The 24,122-nt window shown below is 45.9% G+C and carries 17 protein-coding genes and 5 tRNA genes; 7 read left to right on the forward strand and 15 right to left on the reverse strand.

Going from position 1 to position 24,122, the window contains the following annotated elements:
* Positions 1-71: 71 nt before the first annotated feature.
* The 3 genes from GV64_RS14485 to GV64_RS14495 all read right to left on the reverse strand — a co-directional run bounded on the left by GV64_RS14485 (position 72) and on the right by GV64_RS14495 (position 5,167).
* Positions 72-758 (reverse strand): DUF2799 domain-containing protein, encoded by a 687-nt coding sequence (locus GV64_RS14485; protein ID WP_152554070.1) that lies wholly within the window; start codon positions 756-758, stop codon positions 72-74.
* A 37-nt stretch (positions 759-795) separates the two neighbouring features.
* The gene (locus tag GV64_RS14490; protein ID WP_020583652.1) at positions 796-1,893 is read right to left on the reverse strand and encodes an enoyl-CoA hydratase/isomerase family protein; all 1,098 of its coding nucleotides are present in this window, start codon (positions 1,891-1,893) and stop codon (positions 796-798) included.
* Between the two features lie 412 nt (positions 1,894-2,305).
* Positions 2,306-5,167: an insulinase family protein gene (locus GV64_RS14495; RefSeq protein ID WP_236632955.1), complete on the reverse strand. Its 2,862-nt coding sequence runs from the start codon at positions 5,165-5,167 to the stop codon at positions 2,306-2,308.
* A gap of 748 nt (positions 5,168-5,915) precedes the next feature.
* Between GV64_RS14495 and GV64_RS14500 the strand changes: the two genes are divergently transcribed.
* The 5 genes from GV64_RS14500 (at position 5,916) to GV64_RS14520 (ending at position 10,644) form a co-directional block, all read left to right on the forward strand.
* The gene (locus GV64_RS14500) at positions 5,916-7,214 is read left to right on the forward strand and encodes an inosine/guanosine kinase (protein WP_020583654.1); all 1,299 of its coding nucleotides are present in this window, start codon (positions 5,916-5,918) and stop codon (positions 7,212-7,214) included.
* A gap of 263 nt (positions 7,215-7,477) precedes the next feature.
* On the forward strand, positions 7,478-8,032 hold the full coding sequence (locus tag GV64_RS14505; RefSeq protein ID WP_020583655.1) for a hypothetical protein: 555 nt from the start codon (positions 7,478-7,480) through the stop codon (positions 8,030-8,032).
* 176 nt (positions 8,033-8,208) lie between these two features.
* Positions 8,209-9,012 (forward strand): MBL fold metallo-hydrolase, encoded by an 804-nt coding sequence (locus tag GV64_RS14510; RefSeq protein WP_020583656.1) that lies wholly within the window; start codon positions 8,209-8,211, stop codon positions 9,010-9,012.
* Between the two features lie 53 nt (positions 9,013-9,065).
* Positions 9,066-9,713, forward strand: coding sequence for a pyridoxamine 5'-phosphate oxidase (pdxH, locus tag GV64_RS14515; RefSeq protein WP_020583657.1), 648 nt, complete (start codon positions 9,066-9,068; stop codon positions 9,711-9,713).
* Between the two features lie 34 nt (positions 9,714-9,747).
* Complete coding sequence (locus GV64_RS14520; RefSeq protein ID WP_020583658.1) at positions 9,748-10,644, forward strand: DNA replication terminus site-binding protein; 897 nt, start codon at positions 9,748-9,750, stop codon at positions 10,642-10,644.
* 120 nt (positions 10,645-10,764) lie between these two features.
* Here GV64_RS14520 and GV64_RS14525 read toward each other — a convergent pair whose 3' ends face one another.
* From GV64_RS14525 to GV64_RS14535, 3 genes are all read right to left on the reverse strand, one after another.
* Positions 10,765-11,007, reverse strand: a complete 243-nt coding sequence (locus tag GV64_RS14525) for a GrxA family glutaredoxin (protein WP_020583659.1) — start codon at positions 11,005-11,007, stop codon at positions 10,765-10,767.
* A gap of 282 nt (positions 11,008-11,289) precedes the next feature.
* Positions 11,290-13,488: a tRNA(Met) cytidine acetyltransferase TmcA gene (locus GV64_RS14530; protein WP_020583660.1), complete on the reverse strand. Its 2,199-nt coding sequence runs from the start codon at positions 13,486-13,488 to the stop codon at positions 11,290-11,292.
* A 3-nt stretch (positions 13,489-13,491) separates the two neighbouring features.
* Positions 13,492-14,136 (reverse strand): peptidylprolyl isomerase, encoded by a 645-nt coding sequence (locus GV64_RS14535; RefSeq protein ID WP_020583661.1) that lies wholly within the window; start codon positions 14,134-14,136, stop codon positions 13,492-13,494.
* Positions 14,137-14,358: 222 nt separating this feature from the next.
* Between GV64_RS14535 and GV64_RS14540 the strand changes: the two genes are divergently transcribed.
* Positions 14,359-14,435, forward strand: a tRNA-Pro gene (locus tag GV64_RS14540).
* 59 nt (positions 14,436-14,494) lie between these two features.
* Here the strand turns inward: GV64_RS14540 and GV64_RS14545 are convergent.
* The 8 genes from GV64_RS14545 to GV64_RS14580 all read right to left on the reverse strand — a co-directional run bounded on the left by GV64_RS14545 (position 14,495) and on the right by GV64_RS14580 (position 20,551).
* Entirely contained in the window at positions 14,495-15,550 is a 1,056-nt protein-coding gene (locus tag GV64_RS14545; RefSeq protein WP_020583662.1) for a hypothetical protein, read from the reverse strand.
* Positions 15,551-15,760: 210 nt separating this feature from the next.
* Complete coding sequence (gene clpX / locus GV64_RS14550) at positions 15,761-17,065, reverse strand: ATP-dependent Clp protease ATP-binding subunit ClpX (RefSeq protein WP_020583663.1); 1,305 nt, start codon at positions 17,063-17,065, stop codon at positions 15,761-15,763.
* A 405-nt stretch (positions 17,066-17,470) separates the two neighbouring features.
* Complete coding sequence (gene clpP, locus GV64_RS14555) at positions 17,471-18,121, reverse strand: ATP-dependent Clp endopeptidase proteolytic subunit ClpP (RefSeq protein ID WP_020583665.1); 651 nt, start codon at positions 18,119-18,121, stop codon at positions 17,471-17,473.
* A gap of 192 nt (positions 18,122-18,313) precedes the next feature.
* The gene (gene tig / locus GV64_RS14560; RefSeq protein ID WP_020583666.1) at positions 18,314-19,657 is read right to left on the reverse strand and encodes a trigger factor; all 1,344 of its coding nucleotides are present in this window, start codon (positions 19,655-19,657) and stop codon (positions 18,314-18,316) included.
* Positions 19,658-20,052: 395 nt separating this feature from the next.
* Positions 20,053-20,137 (reverse strand) — tRNA-Leu (locus tag GV64_RS14565).
* Positions 20,138-20,214: 77 nt separating this feature from the next.
* Positions 20,215-20,290: transfer RNA gene (locus GV64_RS14570), tRNA-His, on the reverse strand.
* Positions 20,291-20,367: 77 nt separating this feature from the next.
* Positions 20,368-20,444, reverse strand: a tRNA-Arg gene (locus tag GV64_RS14575).
* Between the two features lie 30 nt (positions 20,445-20,474).
* Positions 20,475-20,551 (reverse strand) — tRNA-Pro (locus GV64_RS14580).
* A gap of 459 nt (positions 20,552-21,010) precedes the next feature.
* Here GV64_RS14580 and folD point away from each other — a divergent pair.
* On the forward strand, positions 21,011-21,865 hold the full coding sequence (gene folD / locus GV64_RS14585; protein ID WP_026258415.1) for a bifunctional methylenetetrahydrofolate dehydrogenase/methenyltetrahydrofolate cyclohydrolase FolD: 855 nt from the start codon (positions 21,011-21,013) through the stop codon (positions 21,863-21,865).
* 64 nt (positions 21,866-21,929) lie between these two features.
* Here the strand turns inward: folD and GV64_RS14590 are convergent, their stop codons facing one another.
* Complete coding sequence (locus GV64_RS14590) at positions 21,930-24,020, reverse strand: Sip1-related alpha-galactosidase (RefSeq protein ID WP_020583668.1); 2,091 nt, start codon at positions 24,018-24,020, stop codon at positions 21,930-21,932.
* Positions 24,021-24,122 lie beyond the last annotated feature (102 nt).

Here is a 24,122-nt window from a genome sequence, read left to right on the forward strand (position 1 = left end):
GTCCATTACTATTGACTCATAAATACGGCACCAATTGGGTGCCGTAAGAGATTGAAGACTTCAGTAGACAATTAATTCATGAGCTGAGTATCTTCCTGCATCAGGTCATCGTAGCGGTCATTCTCGGTTTCCTGCCACATCTGATTTAGCACTTCAAACTCATACTGACCAACACCCTCTCTCCATAAGGCGATATAATCATTTTCATTCGGTCGATTCTGACACTGACCTTCATAGCGCCGCCCGGTTACGCCTTCCAAGAACGCATTGTCAGTATCACAAAAATAATCAAGACCGGTTAAATAACCTGAGTAATATTCGCTGATAGCTTTATCCGTAACTGTACTCAATATGTTCAATTCATCAGCTGTTCGCTGTAGATTACCAGCACGACCGTCTTGATAACCTAGCATTTCCCACTGGTTTTCATTCGCCAGCTGTAAGGCACTAGGCGTAGCAGTGCAGCCTACCAATAAAGAAGAGAATATTAAAAAGCTTAACTTTATTTTGGAGATATTCATTATACCGCTCCCCTTATTTTTTATTACAAGACCTTCCTGACTATCAATATTACTCTGCGGAGAAAATAAATAAAGAGCATTTAAGTCATCATTACAAAGATAAAATAATAATAACTTTATTAAGAGAAACGATAAAATGAAATAATCATTAATTAAATTCAAAGCAATAAAAACGTATAAATAAAAATAAATATTCGTTTCATTTTTTATTAATATAGAAATAAGTTCAAAAAACAATAAAGGAAAGCTGCCATAGCATGGCAGCTATAGCAGATTAAAGGTCATGCAATGGGTTTTGGGACCACGGAGAACTGAAAAGGTCATTCAGTGATTGATCATCAACCAACCCCACCTTCTCGAATTTCCACTGAGGATTTTTGTCCTTATCAACCAGTAGCGAGCGGACACCTTCACAAAAATCGCCATGTAGAACAGCATTAACAGAGAGCACAAGTTCACTCTGAAAAGCTTCTTTAAGCGACATATGACGAGCCTGTTGCAACTGTCGATAACCAATGGCTGAAGACAAGGGTGACCCATGCAAAGCCGTTTTACGAGCGGCCAGAAGCCAATCATCCTCCGTCTCAAGATTCTCAAGTGCAGACATGACATCCACCAATGAGGGCTGATCCATCAATGCCGCAATTAAGTCTCTATGCTCCCGCACTTTTGAATAAGGCAGCCAACCTGCACTTTTTTCCCTGTACTTCTGAAGAACACCGTATACGACAGTATTGGCATCACTGCCTGTCCAGTCAGCCTCCTGCATAGACTCAATAACATTGTCCCGAAAAGCATGGTCTATAAACCGGTTCGCCAGGCCAACGTAGATTGCATCAGCCGCGTTCAATCGGCACCCGGTCAATGCCATAAACAGGCCGATTTTTGCAGGTAAATGGCTGAGTATCCAGCTACCGGCAACATCAGGATAGAGTCCAATACTGATTTCAGGCATTGCCAGCATCGATGTGTCTGTTACGACTCTGAAGTCAGCACCCGCCATCAGGCCGATCCCTCCGCCCATTACTATGCCATTACCCCAGCATACAACGGGTTTAGGGTAAGAATGTATCATGTAATCAACACGATACTCTGTCTCAAAGAAATGCTGGGGAACCTCTGGATTACCATCAATGACAGCCTGCCTCAATGCACGCACATCACCACCAGCACAAAATGCCTTTTCACCACTTCCCTCCATGAAAACAGCAACGATATCATTGTCATCACGCCAATCAGAAAGCTGGTTGAAAAGCAGGTCAATCATGGCTTGATTTAATGCATTCAATGCCTTTTCAGCGTTCAGCGTGATCAGACCAATTTTTTTATTATCATGGGCAGTCAGTTCGGAAAACAGAACGTCAGTGGCCATATAAATTACCCCTTCATATCCGTTGGGAAAAAGCATATGTAACTGAGCAGTGATTATCAATGAAAATACCACAAAGAGTACAAATCATGGTGAAAATTAATTATGCAACAAACTATCATCCACCAAAAAGACTAGACCTAATAGATTAAATATCCATTTGAAGGATACGTTACCTATCCAGCATAAGTATCGCTAAGATAGAATATTTATCGTAGAACTCTTTTAAACACTTACTGCTAATAGCTGACAAAGATAAAATAAAAATTCAATCATAAGTAGGTACTTGCTTTTTAAAATACATCTCGGATGGTAATGAGAATAGACAGTAGGGATTAAGCACAAATTCCTGTCAAGAATTTATAGGAAGATAAAGACCAGGGCAGCTGATAGCTACCCTGAACTCGATGCTGAACTATCGACTGAGAGGCAGGTCATTCAAACAGTTAATACTGTTACATTCAGTACGTTTAGCTTCACTTTTATACGCTTTTTTATGTGGGCCACCAAAAGAGCGGATAACCAGCTTTCCTCTGTTTTCCATAAGCCTTTTCAGTGCAGACTCCATATCAGCTGGTTTCAGCTTACGAATTTCATCTGCAATTTTAAGGCGATTATCAAAATCAAGCTCGTCACTGGCAATCCCCTGCCAGAAGCGGGCATTACGCTCATCCATATTGTCGTCTTTCTTGAGAAGATCGCCTATCAACCCCTGTCGGTACTGCTCAAGCTCCTGATCGGTCAGCTGACCCAAAGCATTCACCTGATCACTCAGAAACTGATCAACACGAGCCTCTATACCGATCGGGTCCAATTTCGGTGACTGAACGACAAAAATTACGCCAGGGTGTTTTTCAAAGGGGCGAGGGCCAGCAAATACCACATACCCTAACTGCTGTTCAGTACGCAGGCTGTTAAAGAAGGGGTTGGCTAACAAGCGCCCTAACAGCGCATACCGCGCACGCTCAAGGTTATTGGTCTCAGGTAGCTGGTAATAGCTGATCAGCATTGAATCATCATGTTCAACATCCATATTAAGCACACGATCCATTTCACCCAACAAGTGAAAAGGCAGATCGAATCGGTCTCGGCGATTATGGTCATTCAGCAATACTGACTCGACCATTGCTGCCAGTTTCAGCACTTCAGACTTGCTGTGGTTGCCATATACCAGCATTTCTACATGAATCTGGCTATAGAAATTGCGGGCATAATTCAGCAAATCATGATATGTCACCTTCTCTGCAGCTTTAAGCAATACTTCATCCTCAGGGTACGAAGGATAAGTCGCCTGATTTAACGCATCCATTCCTAACCGATAAGGCGCATGGAACTTCTTGTTTTTCAGACCTCGAATGAGTACCGCTTTTTCCTGCTCAAAAGCGCTCTTCTCTGGCTTAAAGGTTTCAACCGCTTTGAGAATATCTTCCAGGAGAACAGCCTGCTTATCCTGATATCCAGCAAGGCTGATCAAAAGTCCACGCCGACCTGCTGTAATGCTGTAATTAAGGCCCGCTTCCTTGGCGGGGTAACCATACTCATTGAGACTTCTTGATAACAATGATTTGTAGAGCTGGATCAGTACATTGTCGTCTGGCGTTGCTGAAGCCGCAGGTGTCGAAATCATAGCCCGCACATTACCTCGGGGCATATTAAAGCTGGTATCGGTCAGGCCCCATACCCGCAAACCTGGCTTCTCCATAATAACCGAAGGCTCAGTTGCTTTACTGCTTTCCTGAAGCTTCAGGTTGCTGGCAATAAATGGATTCGGCTCTGGAATCGTCAAAAACTCGCGGGCCACAGGTGTCTTAAGCCTTTTCACCAGCTCATCAGATAACCCCTGCACGCTGTACTTGGTTTCAAAGTAAGGCTCAACCCTGTTGGTCGGCAAGTTCTGGGCAATAACGACCTGACGAAGGTTTTCAACCGTCATCCTGTTTAAATAACCGATAATCAGCTCAGGATCATAAGCTTCATAGAGGTAGTTAGCCTCCAAAAGGTGTTCCGCTGGCAGATAGTGCATTCTCGCAGCCAACCCGGAAGCAGTCTGTTGCGGATTCCGGTCCTCCTGATAACGAAAGCCCAGGTCAGCTATTTGCTTGCTCTCCTGATACAACCAGGGTTGCAGCCCCTTTCTTCGAATGAGTTCAAGATAATCAAAAACAGTCGCTGTAATTTCATCGACCTGAGTCAGCCCTTCAGGCGTTAACTCCATTCTAACCGTGAATTCACTGTACTCATTGGGAAGGTCACTGCTATAAGCTGCCAGAGAGTCGATCAGGCCACGATCCTTCAACAAACTGTGTAAACTGCCTTTTCCTTCATAGCCAATAATTCTGGCAAGATAACCCAGTGGCTTTATGTGATAAAACGGCTGAGCACTGGGCATTGGGAAGCTTAACGATAAAACCCGGGTATCCTTTAATGGCACGATGTTAATTCGAGCCTGTAATTCATCCCTGGTATACGGTTGTTTGCCTATTGTTAAATCAGGCTTGGCCCCTGATGGAACCCCGGCAAATGATGTTTTTACCCATTTTTCCAGGGTATCAAGGTTTTCTCTGCCATAGACAACAACCCCCATATTGGGAGCAACGTAATATTGGTCGTGGAAATCTTTGAGGGATTGCCAGAGCTTGCCGTCCTTGTCATTCAATGTATCCAGACTGCCAATATTGAACCGACTTTTAGGGTGATCCGGGTTAGACGTTGCATTCAGAGCCATAAACAGGCGCCAGCCGTCTTCTCTGGCATGCAGGCGATACTCTGAATCTACCGCATTCTTTTCACGCTCAACGTAATTTGGATCCAGCTTCGGAGCAATAAAGAACTGGGCAAGCCGATCCAGTGCCGGCTGCAGCTGATCGCTGTTAATGTCAAAATAGTAATTGGTTCTCACGTCTGCCGTATAGGCGTTACTACTGCCGCCATTAGCACGGATAAATTCAGAATAGCTGTCGACATCCGGGTACTTTTCTGTCCCCATAAACAACATATGTTCAAGAAAGTGTGCAAGCCCAAGTCGGTCGTCGGGATCCTGATAACTGCCAACGTTAACATCGACTGCGGCTGCAGACTTATCAGTATCCGGGTCTGAAATAAGGAGAACCTTAAGTCCATTTTCTAAAGTGACATAGCGGTAATCTCGATCATCAGCAGGACTTTTTATCACTTCTTCCGGGGTCACAAGGGCTTCTCTCTCCGTCGTCATTGAACAACCTGCTATTGAAACCATGGTTAATACTCCAGCAACCATTGACACCAGTTTTTTATACATATCAGCTTTCACTGTGCAAAACATCATACAATCTTTTGATTTATCCTATTTTATTCCGCTTGCTGGCATCCTGTTACGTAAAAAAGTCTTTCACAGGAATAAGCCACCATAAGAGCTAACTCTGATTGATTAAATCAAAGGCACCACCTCTGCACCCTGAATCAATATTAGAGGCTTGGCAAATTATCCGTTTCTGCATATTTCATATCACGAAATAAGCTCACTAAATGCCAGCATGGCTCATCTTCATGTGAACTACAACTGTAATACCATATTCTCGGCCCAATCCGCTTCAGCCGTGACCAAACTTAAACATTCTCTAAATTGATGACACAGCTAATTCATGTCATAAAAAACAGTGCATGAGTAGTAACTTTAACTTGCTTTACGCTCATTCAGCCTTAGATTGTGGCAAATCAGATGATGGTGCAAGTAAGCTTGGCAATGTATTCACAACTGGTACGCTGAGCCCGTTTTAACAACCTATACCCAGCCACAAAGGCGAAGGGCATTAGGGGGCATTCTCAATTAGCCATAAGAACAGTTGATCACACAAGCACTAAGGCAATACCCAAAGGGCATAAAGCCGAACGGCGCAGGTAATGGGTTCCATGTTCAAGCTATTCAACGCGGCATGAGTGCTTGTATGATCAACCCGAAGGGCACCCCCTAGAGATTAAACTGGTTTTGAGGCCTCTTTTCATGAATAATCAGTCTCCCTTCCTAATACTTCATTCTCTTTGTTTTCATGAAATTCCCCGGCCGTCGAAAGATTAAGCATTACTTCCCGGTCAATACCCACAATCGCTTTGATATGGAAAGCTCTGTGTTTGGCCAGGCCAACACCTATATCTGTGGTATTGATCAAAACCTGGTGGACATTACAGCCCGAGTCGACAACTCGGTTCTCAACGATTTCGGACTGGATAAAGGCGCCTCACAGTGGCTGGATAATGACCAGGCCAATCGTCTCTATCAGTTTCTCAAGCAACACCAGCTCATTGAAGACCAGTTTGCCGGTGGCACAATTGGTAATACACTTCACAATTATTCCGTACTGGCGGATGACCGCTCTGTTCAGTTTGGCGTCATGAGCCAGAATATTCAGGTTGGCGATTACGCTTACCGCTATCTTTGTAACACCAGTAGCAAAGTCGATCTCACTTGGCTTCAACCCGTGGATGGCCCCATTGGCCGTTGTTTCGCTCTTATCACAGAAGATGGTGAACGCACTTTCGGGATCAGCCCAGGTTTCATGAACCAGCTCAGCCCAGAGTTTATTAATGAAACCATTATTGCCGAGTCATCAGGCCTGATTCTTTGTGCTTATACACTGGCCGATCCCACCCTGCCAATCTACCACTCCATGGTAAAAGCAGCACAATTAGCCAAGAAGTATGAAGTACCGGTTATTTTGACCTTGGGGACACGCGGTCTGGTCAATGCCATTAAGCAACCACTGATCGAGTTTCTCAACGATTATGTAACCATCGCTGCAATGAACGAAGAGGAAGCAGAAGCATTGACGGATGAGCAAGATCCGTTAAAGGCTTCTGAGTACATGCTGCAGTGGGTAGATATGGTGCTATTAACTGCGGGTGCTGAAGGCCTCTACTTAAGCGGTTATACAGAGAATTCAATGGCCCGGGAGACCGAAAACCCCATTCGCTCCGGAAGCATCAGTGATTTCAACCGTTATGAATTCAGTCGGCCACTGCTTCGCTCTCACTGCGATGAGCCACTGAAAATATACTCACACATCAGCCCTTATCTGGGAGGCCCCAAAAATATTAAAAATACCAATGGTGCTGGTGATGGTGCATTGGCAGCACTTATTCATGATATGGCGGCTAATTACTATCATCGCCAAATGTTACCGACATCCAGCAAACATAATAAGTCATGGGTTACATACTCCTCCCTAGCACAGGTATGTAAATACGCCAACCGTGTCAGCTTTGAGGTGTTAGCCCAAAGCTCTCCCCGCCTTTCACGGGCACTACCAGAGCGCGAAATGAGCCTGGAGGACAGTTACTGGGATCAATAAACAACAATTTCCCTATATACTCATAAGGCTTGGAGTCGAAATCTCCGGTAAGTCTGAACAACTTTTAAGCTCTCGCCCCGGGAGCTTAAAACTATCTATGACTGGACCTGACTGGCGAACAGTGAACGAGTGCTGTCAACGACTTTAGTAACCCCAAAGACTCCGGGCATAGCAAAACCTCTTAAACTGACCTCGTTATTCTCCCCGGTTGTAAACAGTCAGCTGCTATAGTTGTTTGATCCACATTTGCTAGAGAAGCTTCAATGAAGGATCGTGTCGTCTTTTATGGTGCCAGTGTAACCAGCCGATCAAAGACTCAGGCACGGGAAATTATTGACCGTGCGATACATATCTGTGAGTTGCTCAGAAAGCATGGTTTTCAATGTCATACAGATGTTGTGCTGGATGATAAACTGCATAGCCGATCATCAGCGTCTATAACCAATATTCCTGAAAAGTTTCTTAAGCTCAGCACAGAAGAGCAGGTGAATAAACTGAAGTCATCTCGAGTATCTGAGCCTCAAGAACTTCATAAAGAAGTAGCCTGCTACTACTGGGGTCTGGACAGTTTAAGAAATGCCCATTTCTGCCTTTGGGATTTGACTTACCCATCAACCGGGGCGGGCTTTGAACTCGCAACCGCTCTGACCCTGGGCAAGAAGTGCTTCTGTTTCTCAGAAAACACACGGATTTCATCCACTGTCTGTGGCTACCCGCTTAACTCTCTGACAGTTGCCAACTATGGAGAAAAGTTTGAAAAGAAACTTTTTGAGTTTCTTAAAAACAGCGACCGGAAGTACAACCCGGATATGACATAAACGAGCAACTGTTCCCACTAGCCCCATGCTGCTTGAAGAATGCTTCGGTAAATCCAGCATAGTAAACAACAATAAGCAGCATCACTCTCTTTATCACAACCTCAGATGCTTTTTATCATTCAAGGCGCTATGATTTCCGAAACATTAATCAAAACAATAAGAATACTGACGTATTCATGAGTATCCTCCAGCGCATAAACCACGAAGCCATTGAAGGTATTCGTTGTGGCAGAAAAAACAATGTTAACACCTCCTTCATTGTCTACCGTTTTGGTGACACCGTGATTGATACCGCTCCTTCTAACCAGTGGCGTTATATAAAACCGTTTTTCCAGGAAAAAAGTATTCGCCAGATCCTGCTAACTCACCATCATGAAGATCACAGCGGCAACGCAGCAAATCTTGAAAAATTAACCGGAATAACCCCATTAGCAGAGGAAGGTACGCGCACCATCATGGAGAAAGGGTTTTCCATTCCATTAGTCCAGCGATACCTCTGGGGCAGCAGTCCAGCGATTAATCTATTACCTCTCCCTGACACTATCGAGCTGGACGATGGCAGCCTGCTGGAGCCAGTTTTAACCCCCGGACATGCGGAAGATATGGTTTGTTATTACTCTTCGCAGCACGGTTTTATTTTCACAGCAGACCTGTATATTTCACGCACGATACGTTACATGCGTGACGATGAAAATCTCACGGTGCTGATCAAGAGTATAAGAAAGGTTCTGGCCAGAGATTTTGAAACGGTGCTGTGTCCTCATCGAGGTGTTGTTTTGCAGGGTAAACAGGCTCTACAGGAAAAGTTGAACAATCTGCTTGAATTATGTGAGCGTACCCAGAACCTCCACCAGCAGGGGCAATCCATCAAGGAAATCACCCGCAACCTGCTGGGCAGTGAGGATGGCATCAGCTACCTGACAGGCTTTGGTTTTTCGAAGCGGAACCTGATTAGAGAGTCTTTGAAGGTAGCACTGTAAACAAGGGCCTGTCGCAGTTAAAATTATGCTTCATTCAGCCTTAAAGAGCCGTCATGGACATCAGTCACCTAAGAGAAGAGTACACCCAAGCAGGCCTTAGTCGGGAAACCATGGAAAACAGCCCGTTTAAACAGTTTGAAATCTGGTTTAAACAGGCTCAGGAAGCTCAGCTGGCAGAACCCAACGCAATGAGTCTGGCCACGGTATCAGCTTCTGGCATGCCATCCCTGAGAACGGTACTTCTGAAGTATTTTGACGAGTCGGGCTTTGTTTTTTTCACCAATTACAACAGCAATAAAGCCAAAGATATTGCCAGTAACCCTCAGGTAGCCATCATGTTTCCATGGGTTTCCCTTGAGCGACAGGTCATTATTCAGGGAAAAACAGAAAAAATCTCCACTTCAGAATCACTTCGCTATTTCACCAGTCGCCCGGCCACCAGCCAATTGGGAGCATGGGTATCACAGCAAAGTTCCGTAATTACCGGGCGAAAAGTATTGGAGTTAAAACTTGAAGAGATGAAGCGTAAATTCAAGGAAGGAAAAATTCCATTACCTGACTTCTGGGGAGGCTATCGCGTAGTACCGGAGAAAGTTGAGTTCTGGCAAGGTCGCCCAAGCCGGCTTCATGACCGTTTTCAATATTCACACCCGTCGGCTGATAATAACAACCAATGGCAAATAGACAGGCTCTCTCCTTGAAAAGCACCTTGAAAACCACCTTGAGAACTTTTTGATGAGCAAGGAAACTGCTGCACGAATTGCTGTGAGGGATGCCCTAATTCAACTGGTGGAGCTTAATCGCTCATTTCGAGAATCGGTTGAAAGTGATCATGGCTTACCTATCTGGATCATGGAAACCGACCCTGAGCCTGACAAGAGACGCTCACTGGCCGCCAGTGTTGCAACGCGGCTGACCTATATCGAAGAGCAGAATAAACAGGAAACTGCACGTTCAACGGGACTTGTGGGTGTTTCTGAAAACACTTTACATCTGGGACAAGCGCTGAATCTTTGCCGTGACCAATTTAAAACAGCGATTTCCAATTTCCGAAAATTGTTTGGCGATAGCATTGAAGCCATTGAGCAAGCATCAGATGACTTAAGAGATGGTTTATTAGGCGGCCTGCAAATTAAACATTTGCATTTTGTGCAGTGTTACCGACAACTTAAACTCTTTGCAGAGCCTCCAAAGCGGGTTGGGTTCAGCTGGGCAGCCTGTCACAGCGGCACTGTCCGGCTGACAGCAGAAGAAGCAATAGGTCACTTCCGGAAGAAATACATAGCTTCAGTTGCCGTCAATGAAGACATTCGCCTTCTGGAAGCAATGCCATCAGAAGAAGTGGTGGTCATCAAACGAATACTCGCTCCGCACCTCAGAGCAAATATTACCTGGCCCGAAGAAATAAAGGCTCTCAGGCAAGCTGACCCGGAGCTTAAAAAGCAGTATCCAGCCCAGATTAACTCTCCCCTTCCCCTGTTTATTCAGCTGAAACCAGGAGAACCCTTACCTGAATTCAACCGGATTCGGCCTTATGACGCCTCGGCCAGACAGGAAAGGCTGCAGCGCAGTGATGCCCGTCTGGTCAAGATTAACGACAACCCCCACTCAAGGATTTACCGCTACGCTTAAGAAGCCCTCCAGAAGTCTGGCCGAGAATAGCGCCCGTAGTGAGGATGGCAGAAATTTTTAGACCAGTTTGCTGCCACCACTGCAGGGCAGTCTCTTTCTGGACAGGCTCCAGGAAGAGACTCAGGAATCCTTTTCTGCCAGATAGGATTCCAAGTCTGTATAACCACCAACGTATTGCTGACCATGAAAAATCTGTGGAACTGTCTCTACGTCCTTTCCGACGGTCTTGGAAAGGTCAGCTTTACTGATACCTTCTTCATAGATATCAACGTATTTAAAAGGCAAACCTTTCATCTCCAGCAGCTGCTTGGCACGAACACAAAATCCGCAGCCCGGACGACCAAATACGGTATACCTATCCATTATTTATGCTCCATCAGATTCATAAAAAACACATATCGGATGCCGTATTCTGTTGATCCAGGCAATCCAATCAATATGTAATACCAATCGTGCTGTCTAACTCTCGTTATGAGCATTAAGATTTGAGCCTTAACGCAAGGCGGCGCGAGGAATCATAACCATAGCGACGATCAGCAACTCAGGATTATGGCTCAAATATTCAGCACAATAGAGAGCTAGGAAATTCGATTGATATAACGCGCACTATAACGCTAACTGGCCGACAAGTGCAGTCTGTTTTCACTATTCCTGGCCTGTCAAAACCAGAAATTTGCCTGAATGTATTTGAGAGCGAACCAACTCTCTCAGGCGTTGCCGAGCCTGCTTCTCTCCAGACAACGTGCAAACTTCTACAACCTTAGACCAAGGATGGTTTTGTATAACACGGCTGACAAGGAGTTGTACTTCAGCACTGCCTATTTCACCGTTGCCCAGTATTCGAAAAGCCGCTTTTTTCACGACATCAATACAATTTTCGTATTGCCGCAGCCCCTCAGCAAAAGAAATTAACTCCCGCTGGTCATCCATGGACAGTGAGTAAGACTCATGGGTATTAATCATCGGCCACATCATAGAAAAAATTGCGAAAACCACCTCCACAGCCAGCCCCTTCAGCTCACCCATCAGCAGCCACTGTAGCTGGTTAAGGCATTTCTTATGAGCCTGCCCAACCAGTTTCTCTGCAGCCAATGATAACGGCTTGAGCATCATAACCGAGTGCGTACCACTGGCTGCATCTCTGGAAAGACCAAGCCTCACCGGCACATATGAAGAGTCACCCCAAAACGTCAAAAGGTCATCAGTAGCACCAAACAACGTTCCCAGGTAATCAACATCTTTAACTGCAACGTACTTCTGTAATTGAGCCAGCATGGTTCTACCCAACCCCATCCGATGGCAGTCAGGATGAACTGCTATCCGAATAACTCTCAGCCCGTTCAGTAATATGGCATCCGGCAGCCCGAGGTGATTACTTAATGACTGGGGAAGTAAGTGCCCTCGCACTCGGCGTCTGCCCAGCCAGATATCATCAACCAAGTCTGCTTCAATCTTACCTTCCCGTGCAGTCAGAAGTACGGATAACAGATGATTTTGCTCATCAAAAAGACCATAGATTTCCATATTACCGCCATCCAGCAGATGGCGCAGGTCAAATGGCCGTGTCTGATAATGTGCCAACACCAGCAGTCCAAACAGTTCATTCAAGAGTTGCTCATCAGAAAGTAATTCATCAGGCAGAATCTCCCTGAAAACACAATCTTCTGTACGACGACTTTCCGGCTGTTCCATAACGGCAGGAGCAGCATTAAGCAGTAATGCATTAAAAACAAAAGATTCCAAAGGATCCCCTGTCTGCCAGCGAATGGGCTCCTCCATTCTCAGTTCGTGCCATTGGGGTGTTTTTTTATCAAGTACCTTCCTGAAACGAATAGCAAAACCACGCCCAGTCCCTTCATAACCATGAATCGTTGTGGCGTAAACAATTCGACTGTAATGAGACAGCATCTTCTCCAGCAATGACGCAGGAATCGCGGCAGCCTCATCGACCAGTAACAGTTGCGTTGCAGGCAGGGTTTGAACCAGTTCGTCCGGAGCAACAAATTCAAGTCTACCCATTAGCGCTGAATTCAAGTCACCAAGCACTTCAGCTGCATGATAAAAGAAAACATCTGCCGTATTCTTTGAGGGTGCCGTTATCGTAATCTGCTCAACACCCTCTAATAGAAGCTGTGCGGCTGCTATTCCCAAGGCAGCACTCTTTCCCCTGCCTCTATCGGCTGTCAGAACCAGTGGACGCCGACGATGACCACGAAGCACTTTGTGAATCCCCTGAACCGCCTGTTCCTGTGATCGACTCTTGCAGGGAAACGCAATGGGAACAGTGGATTGATCACTACCTTCCCCAGCCTTATTTTCAGCCGACTGAATGCGCAATGTACCATTCTGAGTCAGGAGAGATAGCTGGTCTGATGAAGAGATAATACGAGTCAGGCGTTTCAGGTAACGTCCCGATACATCCTCAAACTTTTGAGGATAAACCAACATACGCCGATGCTCGGGATCCGTAAATTGAGGCCACTGATCAAGGTCTGGTGTGAGCAGCACCATCAGACCACCAGCACACAAGGTACCGCTAATTGCTCCAAAAGCGTCAACATCAAAGCCTGAGTGGGCATCAAAGATAATATTCTTATGCTCCCTGCCCAGCCAGGCCCCGCATTTTTTTGCTGGAGTCGTTACTATTCCAGTAGAGGCTATCTCAGGAGAAGTCTCTCCCACCAAAAAAATGGATTCCCCTGCCAACACACTGATCACTTCGGCCACTTGAGCATGACACCAGACAACATCACCCGTACAAACCAGTAACCGTCTGTGAGCAGACTCCCTGGCTGCAGCTTTTAGCGCCAGTACAATATCTCCAGTGGCAGAAATAGCATTCATTAATTAGGAAGCCTTCGACATTTTCCTGGCTGGTTTCTCACCATCGTTGAGAATATAGGCTTTCCTGATAACCACTGAATCAACAGGCACATCCCCATGAGGCCCACGATAGCCAGTCTTGACCCCGGCAATAATATCAACCACTTCCATACCTTTAACCACCTGACCAAATACAGCATAGCCGGCCTTATAGGGCTTACCGTTAAGGAAGTCATTATCTTTAAGATTGATGAAAAATTGTGAAGTAGCACTATCAACGATCTGGGTTCTGGCCATCGCAATGGATCCACGCCTGTTTTCCAGTCGCTGATTCAGAAGGGATTCATTTTTGATAGGCGCCTGGGCTGCCCGCTGACTCATATCAGGCGTGAATCCTCCACCCTGTATCATGAAACCATCAATTACCCGGTGAAAAACGAGACCGTTATAAAAACCACTTTCCACGTAATCCAGGAAGTTCTTTACGGTAACAGGTGCTTTATCAGGGGTCAGCTCCAGAACAATCTGCCCTTTATTTGTATCCAGCACCACATGAGGCACACTTTTATTCTTGATGACCTCCCCTAGTGTTTCAGAGGTTGTCCCATGAGCCAATGCAGTCATCAACAGAATTGAGCTTCCAAGCAGCCAGTTGCGCAGTCCACGCATTGTTTTCTCCAGATAAAATAAAAAATAAAACGACTTTATGTTACATAACCGACCAGACAGTAAATACTCTAAAGCAAGAAAAAAAGCGAATTTTCCACTTCACAGATTTATACCCGTGAAAAAGGAAAAGAAATGCGTCAGGGCTTGCAAATAGAGTTCGTTAGGGTAATATACGCCCCGCCTGAAGGGACAAAAAACAACTATTTTGTTCTTTCTATATGTCGGAGCGTAGCGCAGCCTGGTAGCGCACCACAATGGGGTTGTGGGGGTCGGAGGTTCAAATCCTCTCGCTCCGACCAATTTCACACTCCCCCTCTCAGCTCCCAACTTTCTTAACTTGATTTAAGCCAATTGAATACTAATCAGTATTTATGTGTTCTTTTTTGTGGCGCTGATAATCATCATTTTTTTTCGTAACAAAATCACACCAAGACTCCCTACACAGGAAATAAAGCCCTTTATCCTTTTTGCCAATCTTCAGGAACTCTTGCTCACTGAGAGAAGGATAGAATGTCTTGCCATCAATAAGACCTGCTCCCAGAAAACCACAGCATCGAATAACTCTATTCATCAATGCTTTCTGTTGCTCCCTTTTAGCATCAGCACCAACTTCCGTACTGTCGATATATTTTTTGGGAGAACCATGAATCAGCACCACATGCGTTATTTTATGCTCTCCCTCTGCCGCGTAGGCCGCAGGAATTCGGGGACTTCTGTTATATTTACTGCCTTCTTTGGTATAGATATTTACCCGTATCAACGTATGCTTTTTTTCAAAGAATTTTTTTAAATCCTCTATTTGTTCACACGAAGCTGGATAATTATATATCTCACGAATACTTCCATGCACTTCATGATATAACTCATCTTTATAATCCCGAGAATACCCCCTGCACCGGAACGATTGAAAATTTAACGTTCCACCCATATCCATAACATCAACCCAAGTGATTATGCCACCTTTATACCTACCGACTGTTATTTGCTCATCATTTAATACCCGCTCACGCATGACTTTGGGGTTATCAAATGCTGACTCAGAAACCACCCTAGAAGGATCGGCCTCATGATCAGCCGCGCAGTCCTTTTTCTGTCGATGTAACGTTTCCAGCAGGAAAACATCAGAAAGCCTGCTCTTATTTACCCGGAATTCTTCGATAATTGGAAGCTCGCGTATTTCTTGAACAACCTCCCCCAGAGGTGAAACATCAAATTCTGACAATGATTTTTTTTCCGACCCACTGGTTTTAAAATCGCCCTGATTACAACCGTTACGGTTGATTTTATCAGCAGGATTGACTCTAGGAAGAAGCTCCTTTTCACCCCCACCTGAATCAGTTTGAACTGTCGATATGATGTTAGTTGCAACACATCTATCTATCATCACGTCATCACACTCTTTCAGGATATACATGAATGAGACACAAGGAGCGTCTCGCTATTGAAATGCATCGCCTGATCCAACAAGATTAACTGTCAAAATAAGCGAAAACTTATAATAGCCGAATACCCCAAAACAAAATCGGTCCATTATTAGTCCGATAAGCGAATATCTATAGTATCATCGAGGGCTTATAACCAAAAAAAACCCTGCAAAGCAGGGTTTTTTTCAATCAAACCAATATCACTTATCAGAAGAAACTGCCGCCTTAGGCGTTTCAGAATTCTCATAAATCAACAATGGCTCAGAGTCACCGTTGATAACAGAAGCATCAATAACCACCTTGGAGATACTCTCATCGGAAGGAATTTCATACATTGAGTCAAGCAAAACAGCTTCAAGTATTGAACGCAATCCACGAGCTCCCGTTTTACGCTCCATAGCTTTTTTCGCTACAGCACGAAGTGCGTCCTGGCGGAAGTCAACTTCCACTTCTTCCATATCAAACAGCTTACTGTATTGCTTGGTCAGCGCATTTTTAGGCTCAACAAGAATACGAACCAACGCCTCTTCATCCAACTCTTCAAGTGTTGCAATAACAGGAAGGCGACCAACAAACTCTGGAATCAATCCGAATTTCACCAAATCTTCAGGCTCGACTTCCTTAAAAGTCTCACCCAGGTCTTTCTTGTCTTCCTTACTCTTCACTTCAGCAGAGAAGCCAATACCAGATTTATCCGTACGACCCAGAATGACTTTATCCAGCCCAGCAAAAGCACCACCACAGATAAAGAGAATGTTGGACGTATCAACCTGCAGGAATTCCTGCTGAGGATGCTTACGACCGCCCTGAGGAGGAACAGATGCAACAGTACCCTCTATCAGCTTGAGGAGCGCTTGCTGAACACCCTCACCAGAAACATCCCGAGTAATAGAGGGGTTATCAGACTTACGGGAAATCTTGTCGATCTCATCAATGTAGACGATACCCATCTGGGCTTTTTCTACATCGTAATCACACTTCTGCAGTAATTTCTGAATGATATTTTCAACATCCTCACCCACATAACCTGCTTCAGTCAGTGTTGTTGCATCAGCAATAGTGAATGGCACGTTGAGCATACGAGCCAGCGTTTCAGCCAGCAGCGTCTTACCACTTCCGGTAGGACCAATAAGCAGAATATTACTTTTTCCCAGTTCAACTTCGTCTTTATTCTTATCGCCCTTGGCATCGCCAAAGCGCAGACGCTTGTAGTGGTTGTATACCGCTACCGATAAGACTTTCTTGGCCCTGGGCTGGCCAATTACGTACTCGTCGAGAGTTTCCTTGATCTCACGAGGAATCGGCAATTTATCAGAAGACTCTTCGCCACTGCTGTCCTGAATTTCTTCACGGATGATATCGTTGCATAGATCAACGCATTCATCACATATGAATACGGAAGGGCCGGCAATCAGCTTGCGTACTTCATGCTGACTCTTTCCGCAGAAAGAGCAGTACAACAGCTTACTGCTGTCTTCACCCTTGCCGCTTGTTTCGTCGGTCATTCGATTACCCTGTTATACGGACAATGCCTGCCCTGCACTTGTCAATGAAAATAGACCTATCAGCCAATCTGATCGAAACCCATTTCATGATTCACGGTTACATGCCTGATAAGATGCAGGCATTGAGGCATGTTTTCAAGTGCTTGATCCGCGTGATACCAGAATTCACGCCTTGCCATCCGGGACCATGCATGCTTCTGGAAAGCTATTCTGATAGGGCTCCCAATACATCAAGAGAACCCAACCAATGAGTTAGTGTTCAACGACTTCGGATAAAAATCAACCTGCAGCGCTAATTTACAATGAAAATAGCACACAACCAATGGGCTATTTTCATTGATTTCAGGATAGCATCTCGCCGGAGATCACAAAAGAAAGCCCTCAGCTCATCAAAAGCCTCCAAGCCTACTCTTTGTCTTTCTTACCACCCTCACCACGACGATTCATAACCTGATCAATAAGACCATACTCAACAGCCTCATCGCCATTCATGAAATTGTCTCGGTCAGTATCACGCTCAATAATTTCAAGAGGTTGACCGGTATGATGAGCAAGAACATGATTCAACTTATTCCGAATACTCAGGATCTCACGGGCATGGATCTCAATGTCCGATGCCTGACCCTGAAAGCCTCCCAGTGGCTGATGAATCATCACCCTGGAATGCGGCAAGCAGTATCGTTTACCAGCAGCCCCACCCGCCAAAAGTAACGCGCCCATGCTGGCAGCCTGACCGATACACATCGTAGAAACATCAGGTTTAATAAACTGCATGGTGTCATAAATTGACATACCAGCGGTTACCGAACCACCCGGCGAATTGATGTATAGATGAATATCCTTGTCCGGATTTTCGGATTCAAGGAACAGCAGCTGAGCAACCACCAGATTGGCCATATGATCTTCAACCTGACCTACCAGGAAGATCACTCGCTCTTTAAGGAGGCGGGAATAGATATCGTAAGAGCGCTCACCTCTGGCCGATTGTTCAACAACAATAGGTACCAGTCCTGAGTTGGTAATCGCCACGGCGTGCGGGTCTATCAGATTGGACATATCCTGTCTTAACTCCTTGCCAAGTCGAAGAAAAGCGACGGCTCTGGCAGTTATGAAAAACTGACAGATTAGTCGCTTGCATACCAGATTAAAACGACCGTAGCCTGTAAAACCTTAGCTGCTTTGTCAGGTAGCCGATAAATCAGCTACCCCTTCCACTCGCTCTTTAAAAAGAGCCTTCTACAAGCCGGATCAGGCAGTCTCTTCCTGTTCTGCCTCTTCAGCTTCAACAGCACGCTCTGCAGGCTTAATCGCTTCCTGGTAGCTGCATGTCTTTTCTGAAACTTGAGCCGCTTCCAGAATAGTATCCACTACCTGCTCTTCCAGGACAACATACTTGATCTGAGACAACTGCTCATCATTGCTGTAGTACCAGTCAATAACCTGCTGAGGCTCCTGGTAAGCGGAAGCCATCTCCTCGATCATGGCACGTACGCGCTCATCATCAACCTTGACTTCACGCTGCTTAACCACTTCACCAATCAACAGACCAAGAGCAACACGCTTTTTCGCATCCGCTTCAAACAGTTCTGCAGGCAGCTGCTTAGGGTCAAACCCACCCTTCATACCACCAAACTGCTGAACAGCCTGTTCACGCATACGATCAATTTCCTGAGAAGTCAGAGCAGAAGGCACTTCCACCTCATGAATCTTCAACAGGCCATCCATCACCTGGTTCTTGACCTTATTCTTGACAGCCTGACGAAGCTCACGCTCCATGTTCTTGGACACTTCTTTACGGAAGTCTTCCAGACCACCTTCGGTTACACCAAAGCGTGCAAAGAACTCATCATTCAGCTCAGGCAGAGCAGGTCCAGCTACTTTGTGTACTTTGCAGGCAAACTCAACAGACTGACCAGCCAGTTCTTCTGCCTGGTAATCTTCAGGGAAAGTCAGGGAAAGCACTTTCTCTTCACCAGCAGACACACCAACCAGACCATCTTCAAAGCCTGGAATCATTCGGCCAGAGCCCAGCTCCAGAGTAGCGTTTTCTGCACTACCACCTTCGAAAGCTTCACCATCTTTAGTGCCAACATAATCAAAGGTGACACGATCACCCAGCTCTGCAGCACGCTCAACATCTTCAAAAGAAGTACCCTGCTTACGTAGAGTTTCGATCATCTCATCGATATCAGACTCCTGAACATCAGCAACCGGACGCTCAACGGTAATACCGTTGAACTCATTCAGAGCGATTTCAGGGTAGATTTCAAAAGTAGCAATAAATGTAAAACCTTCATCATCGTCAGACTTGGCTTCAACAGATGGTGCACCGGCAGGGTTCAGTTTCTGTTCTTGAATCGCCTCAACGAAGGAGGATTGCATCATCTCTCCGAGCACTTCCTGTCTGGCACCAGCACCATAGCGACGCTTAACCACTTTCATTGGAATTTTGCCAGGACGGAAGCCATCCAGACGCACGCGTCGAGACAGATCCTGAAGACGCTTATTGACTTCACCATCAATGTCAGCAACCGGAAGAGTGATTGTCAGCTTGCGCTCAATACCGGAAGTTGTTTCAAGGGAGACTTGCATTTTTGTTCCTCAACACCAAAACCTGTGTAAACAATGGGCCAAAAGGCGCATAGACTAGCAAATGTACCCAGAAAATGCATGAATACACGTCCTGTCACATTAGATCCAGGCAAGGCAAAGGAACTCTCTTTTATTTCAGACATTCCAAATCCCTACAGGATTCGCACCACTCTCACTTCTCTCCGGCAAAAACCAACGAATTGAACAGGCATTATATAAAAAAGCACATTTGAGAGACCCGAAACACAGCAGCCCTGGCTCAGCTTTTTACACCTGTAATTCATATACGTTTCTCCGAAGCTAAGGACTAGTGGGTCCATACGCCCCCATCAGGGCAGTTTCTTTGGATGAAACATACAAAAACGGGGATAAGCATGCTTATCCCCGTTAATGATTGGTGCGGATGGAGAGACTCGAACTCTCACGCCTTTCGGCACTGGTACCTAAAACCAGCGTGTCTACCAATTCCACCACATCCGCTCACAGCACTTCTACGAAGCACGCAAAACACTGCTTTTCAGACAAATCGGAATCCAATCCGAAACATCTCAACTAACTGGGGTGGGCGAAGGGGCTCGAACCCTCGACCGCCGGAATCACAATCCGGAGCTCTGCCAACTGAGCTACGCCCACCAGTAAACGAACGAGAGATTATTCAAAATAAACCAAAGAATCAAGCCTGATTCATAATGAATGATCATCATTAAATATGGCGCACCCGGCAGGATTCGAACCTGCGACCATCCGCTTAGAAGGCGGATGCTCTATCCAACTGAGCTACGGGCGCTCAATCCACTAAAAAGTCAATATTTCAAACTGGTCGGGGTAGAGAGATTCGAACTCCCGACATCCTGCTCCCAAAGCAGGCGCGCTACCAGACTGCGCTATACCCCGATTATTATCAGCAACCCTTTCTCAAGAAACCTTTAAAAAGTTCCGCTGGACAACGGCGGTGAATACTACTGACAAGCTTAGTTCCCGTCAATTACTACATGCATTTTTTACTCCACATGCAGTACAGAGGAAACCAGAGTACTGCCTCCACATAATCAGCATATCAACCCAACAAAGGGATTTCCACCGTGGGCCTCCAATACAAATAGCATCAATAATGATCACACACCTAAAATTCACCAACAACACAGGCGTGGCGTGACACCTCCCAACCCACTTCTACAATCCCCCCCTGAAGCAAGTTCAGAAAAAAGCATTCAACACTGCCACCAATGAATAACACGCAGTCTAAATCCAAGTCAGCAATCTTATGTCAACATGGACTCAGCACTGTTAAACTATCGGCCATCACTGATTTCACCCATCACTCAATATAGTCAGCAACAGGCTTCAGGACATATGACAGCAAGAATTATTGATGGCAAAGCCATTGCCCTGCAACTGACCAACTCCATCGCCGAACAAGTAATAAAAAGAACTTCTCAGGGACTCCGCGCACCAGGACTGGCAGTTATTTTAATTGGTGACGACCCCGCATCACGAGTCTACGTTGGAAAAAAACGTCAGGACTGTGAGCGGGTTGGCTTCAAATCAATATCCCATGATCTGCCAGATACCACCAGTGAACAGCACCTGCTTGGGCTAATCGACAACTTAAACGAAGATCCTGAGATTGATGGTATTCTGGTGCAACTACCCTTGCCTGAACATATTAATAGTGAACTGGTTATAGAGCGCATTCGCCCCGATAAAGATGTTGACGGCTTTCATCCCTATAACATTGGCAGATTGGTTCAACGCATCCCCTTGCTTCGGCCATGCACACCAAAAGGCGTTATGACACTTCTGGAAAGCACGGGAGAGCCGATCCGCGGGAAAAATGCAGTAATTGTAGGCGCGTCCAATATAGTAGGCCGCCCAATGACAATGGAACTGTTACTGGCTGGCTGCACCACAACAACCACTCATCGATTCACTGAAAATCTTGCCGCCGAAGTTGCTAGAGCAGATATCCTCGTCGTGGGAGCAGGCAAACCCGGTCTTATTAAAGGGGAATGGATCAAGCCCGGCGCCGTTGTTATTGATATCGGTATTAATCGAATGGAAGATGGCCGCCTGGTTGGTGATATCGAGTTTGAAACCGCCAGAGAACGTGCTTCATGGATCACTCCGGTTCCGGGTGGGGTCGGCCCAATGACGGTAGCCACATTACTGGAAAATACACTTTACGCTGCAGACCATTTGCACCACTAGATCAGTACAGTTACTTTAAGCTAGCTTACTCGGCAGCCAAAGGGCTGCCGAGTTAACTTCCATATCAGATATTCAGCGTCGCAAGGCATTCCAGAAAAATTTCATCCTCCCATTCCGAACAGTCGATAAGGTAAGTGTTGTCTGACTCATCCCAACCATATTCCTGACCATTAATGCGCAATTCTACGATAGGATTTTCACTATAAATTAGTAGCCGCCCACCCTGCCGGAGCCGACTTTCAAGGCGCAAAGCCCCTTCTTTCCAGCAAACCACCTGATCCAGAACTGCACAAGCGGGCAGAATTTTGTCTTCCAGGCCAAGACATATCAATGGCTCATCTGGATAAAACAACATCAAGTCCGAACCATTTTGTGAAAGCCTTATCTCTGGCAGTTCTGGGTGCTTGAAGCACTGTCGTCGTGCCGGCCAGTATACCAACCACTCTTCGCCATCATTATCAAAGGGCAATGTACTAACACGTTCTGAGATAGCCTGATGGTCTTCTGTAATATTGAATAGAGCAATAACACCCACAGAACCAATACGATTGATCACTTTGAGCAACTTGCCGGAATAGAGGGGGTTTTCAAACAGTTGTTCCCGAGCTACCTTTCCCTGCTGATCACAACGAACCACCAGGCCGTCATTAAACACCAGCCTCATCAGCTGCTCAGCATCCGTCTGTCCAACCGGGTCACTGGTATACACTGGGCCACCACTCACCGCCCTGAGCAACCCATGAGCGTCTGAGTCTTCATGAATGGTCCACCACATATCCCAGTCACCCAGAAAAAAAGCATCATGGAACACGGCATTGTAGGCATTCTGCAAAGCATGTTCCTGAAGATTACCGCTTTTCTTTGGGAAAAAGTCATCACTGTTACGAGCTAGGGAAGATGAAGGCCGATGCCATAACTGATCGCTGGCCATTCCCATACAGTTGATTAATTGTCCATTAAAATGAAGCCCGGCTGATGCTTCTAGCGCCTGATGTGCCACTCGAGAAACCCTTCCAGGGAAATCCCGGTACTTATAATGGTTGGCGAGATTACTCTGAACATCGACTTTGATAAAATCCACACCTTGCCTCGCCAGATAGTCATGCCAGCCATGCCAGAAGCGAAATGCCTCACCTTCTTCTGTTGGAGGCAACTTCCGGGTGGCGTCCAGAGTATCCAGTTGCACAGGAAAATGGGCATTTGCATCAATACCTTCCCATTGCCCTGTCAGTGCATGCCACACACCCATCCAGGGGATAGAATATTCATCCTTAAGAGCCTCCTTTAAACCGGAAAGTCCTGCTGGAAATTTCGCCCGATCTTCCTGCCATGACAACAGGCGACGCTCTTTCTCTTCAGACCAGCCATCATCAACCAGCATCCACTTAACAGGAATACTCTTGGACTGGAACTCCTGGGCTTTGGCTATGACTGCGTCTTCATTAACATCAAGATAACAAGCATCCCAGCTGCACCAGCCGAGATATTTAAACACTTCAGGCAAAGCGCGCTGATCCCTTGGTCGGGAATGATGGGATAAATGCTTCCTTCCCAGCTCAACATTGTTATCGATCAGCTGAAAGGGGTCTGCACTGACTCCATAGATTGCAATCAAACCTGAAAAGCCCCTTACCCCCGATTTCGAAGGACCGGATACAAGCTCAATACCTTCCAGCTCTCCGCCCTGAAACTCACATCGAACCTGCTCATCACATACCGCAAGCAGGTGGTGATACTCTTCTCCCACACCATACAATAAGGACTGTGTTTTCTCTGGAAGATTACTCAGGACACAATCGAAGTGAGGCCTTGTCCACCAGCTGTTATAGAGATAATGGGCGCATAAGCCGGTAACCCCCCCCAGACTGGCAACACTTATTCTGACAGCACACAGGGGATGCCAGCTGCGTCCCGGCCAGCTGATACCCTTAACAACCTCAGCGTTCAGGAAAACCAGCAACTTCTTTTCAATGGTTTTAAGTGACAACCTGACAAATAACCAGTCATCATGGACAAAAGCTCCAGCCTGCTCAGACCAGGCAAGCGTGTATTCGTCGTCGTTATCCAAACGGACGCGAACAGAGACACCTTGCCACACAGTAGCCTGTTCATGATGCAAACTCACCACTCTATCTTTTTCACGAAGAGAGTACATAACTGCCTCAACTGTATCGTTCGAAGTACGGTTTGATCCTTGCCTACAGTATTTGTCAAAAAGAGGTATACGGCAGTGAAAATCTATAAATATAAAAGCCTG

Origin of the sequence: Endozoicomonas elysicola (assembly GCF_000710775.1) — a bacterium.
In the GTDB taxonomy this organism is placed as follows: Bacteria; Pseudomonadota; Gammaproteobacteria; order Pseudomonadales; family Endozoicomonadaceae; genus Endozoicomonas; species Endozoicomonas elysicola.

What these genes read in the sequence shown, in the direction of transcription:
- GV64_RS14535 (WP_020583661.1), bottom strand. Translation starts at nt 14,136, where the DNA reads ATGCGTGGACTGCGCAACTGGCTGCTTGGAAGCTCAATTCTGTTGATG.
- pdxH (WP_020583657.1), top strand. Translation starts at nt 9,066, where the DNA reads ATGGACATCAGTCACCTAAGAGAAGAGTACACCCAAGCAGGCCTTAGT.
- GV64_RS14530 (WP_020583660.1), bottom strand. Translation starts at nt 13,488, where the DNA reads ATGAATGCTATTTCTGCCACTGGAGATATTGTACTGGCGCTAAAAGCT.
- GV64_RS14545 (WP_020583662.1), bottom strand. Translation starts at nt 15,550, where the DNA reads ATGTATATCCTGAAAGAGTGTGATGACGTGATGATAGATAGATGTGTT.
- tig (WP_020583666.1), bottom strand. Translation starts at nt 19,657, where the DNA reads ATGCAAGTCTCCCTTGAAACAACTTCCGGTATTGAGCGCAAGCTGACA.
- clpX (WP_020583663.1), bottom strand. Translation starts at nt 17,065, where the DNA reads ATGACCGACGAAACAAGCGGCAAGGGTGAAGACAGCAGTAAGCTGTTG.
- GV64_RS14590 (WP_020583668.1), bottom strand. Translation starts at nt 24,020, where the DNA reads ATGTACTCTCTTCGTGAAAAAGATAGAGTGGTGAGTTTGCATCATGAA.
- GV64_RS14520 (WP_020583658.1), top strand. Translation starts at nt 9,748, where the DNA reads ATGAGCAAGGAAACTGCTGCACGAATTGCTGTGAGGGATGCCCTAATT.
- clpP (WP_020583665.1), bottom strand. Translation starts at nt 18,121, where the DNA reads ATGTCCAATCTGATAGACCCGCACGCCGTGGCGATTACCAACTCAGGA.
- GV64_RS14500 (WP_020583654.1), top strand. Translation starts at nt 5,916, where the DNA reads ATGAAATTCCCCGGCCGTCGAAAGATTAAGCATTACTTCCCGGTCAAT.
- GV64_RS14525 (WP_020583659.1), bottom strand. Translation starts at nt 11,007, where the DNA reads ATGGATAGGTATACCGTATTTGGTCGTCCGGGCTGCGGATTTTGTGTT.
- GV64_RS14510 (WP_020583656.1), top strand. Translation starts at nt 8,209, where the DNA reads ATGAGTATCCTCCAGCGCATAAACCACGAAGCCATTGAAGGTATTCGT.
- GV64_RS14490 (WP_020583652.1), bottom strand. Translation starts at nt 1,893, where the DNA reads ATGGCCACTGACGTTCTGTTTTCCGAACTGACTGCCCATGATAATAAA.
- GV64_RS14505 (WP_020583655.1), top strand. Translation starts at nt 7,478, where the DNA reads ATGAAGGATCGTGTCGTCTTTTATGGTGCCAGTGTAACCAGCCGATCA.
- GV64_RS14495 (WP_236632955.1), bottom strand. Translation starts at nt 5,167, where the DNA reads ATGTATAAAAAACTGGTGTCAATGGTTGCTGGAGTATTAACCATGGTT.
- folD (WP_026258415.1), top strand. Translation starts at nt 21,011, where the DNA reads ATGACAGCAAGAATTATTGATGGCAAAGCCATTGCCCTGCAACTGACC.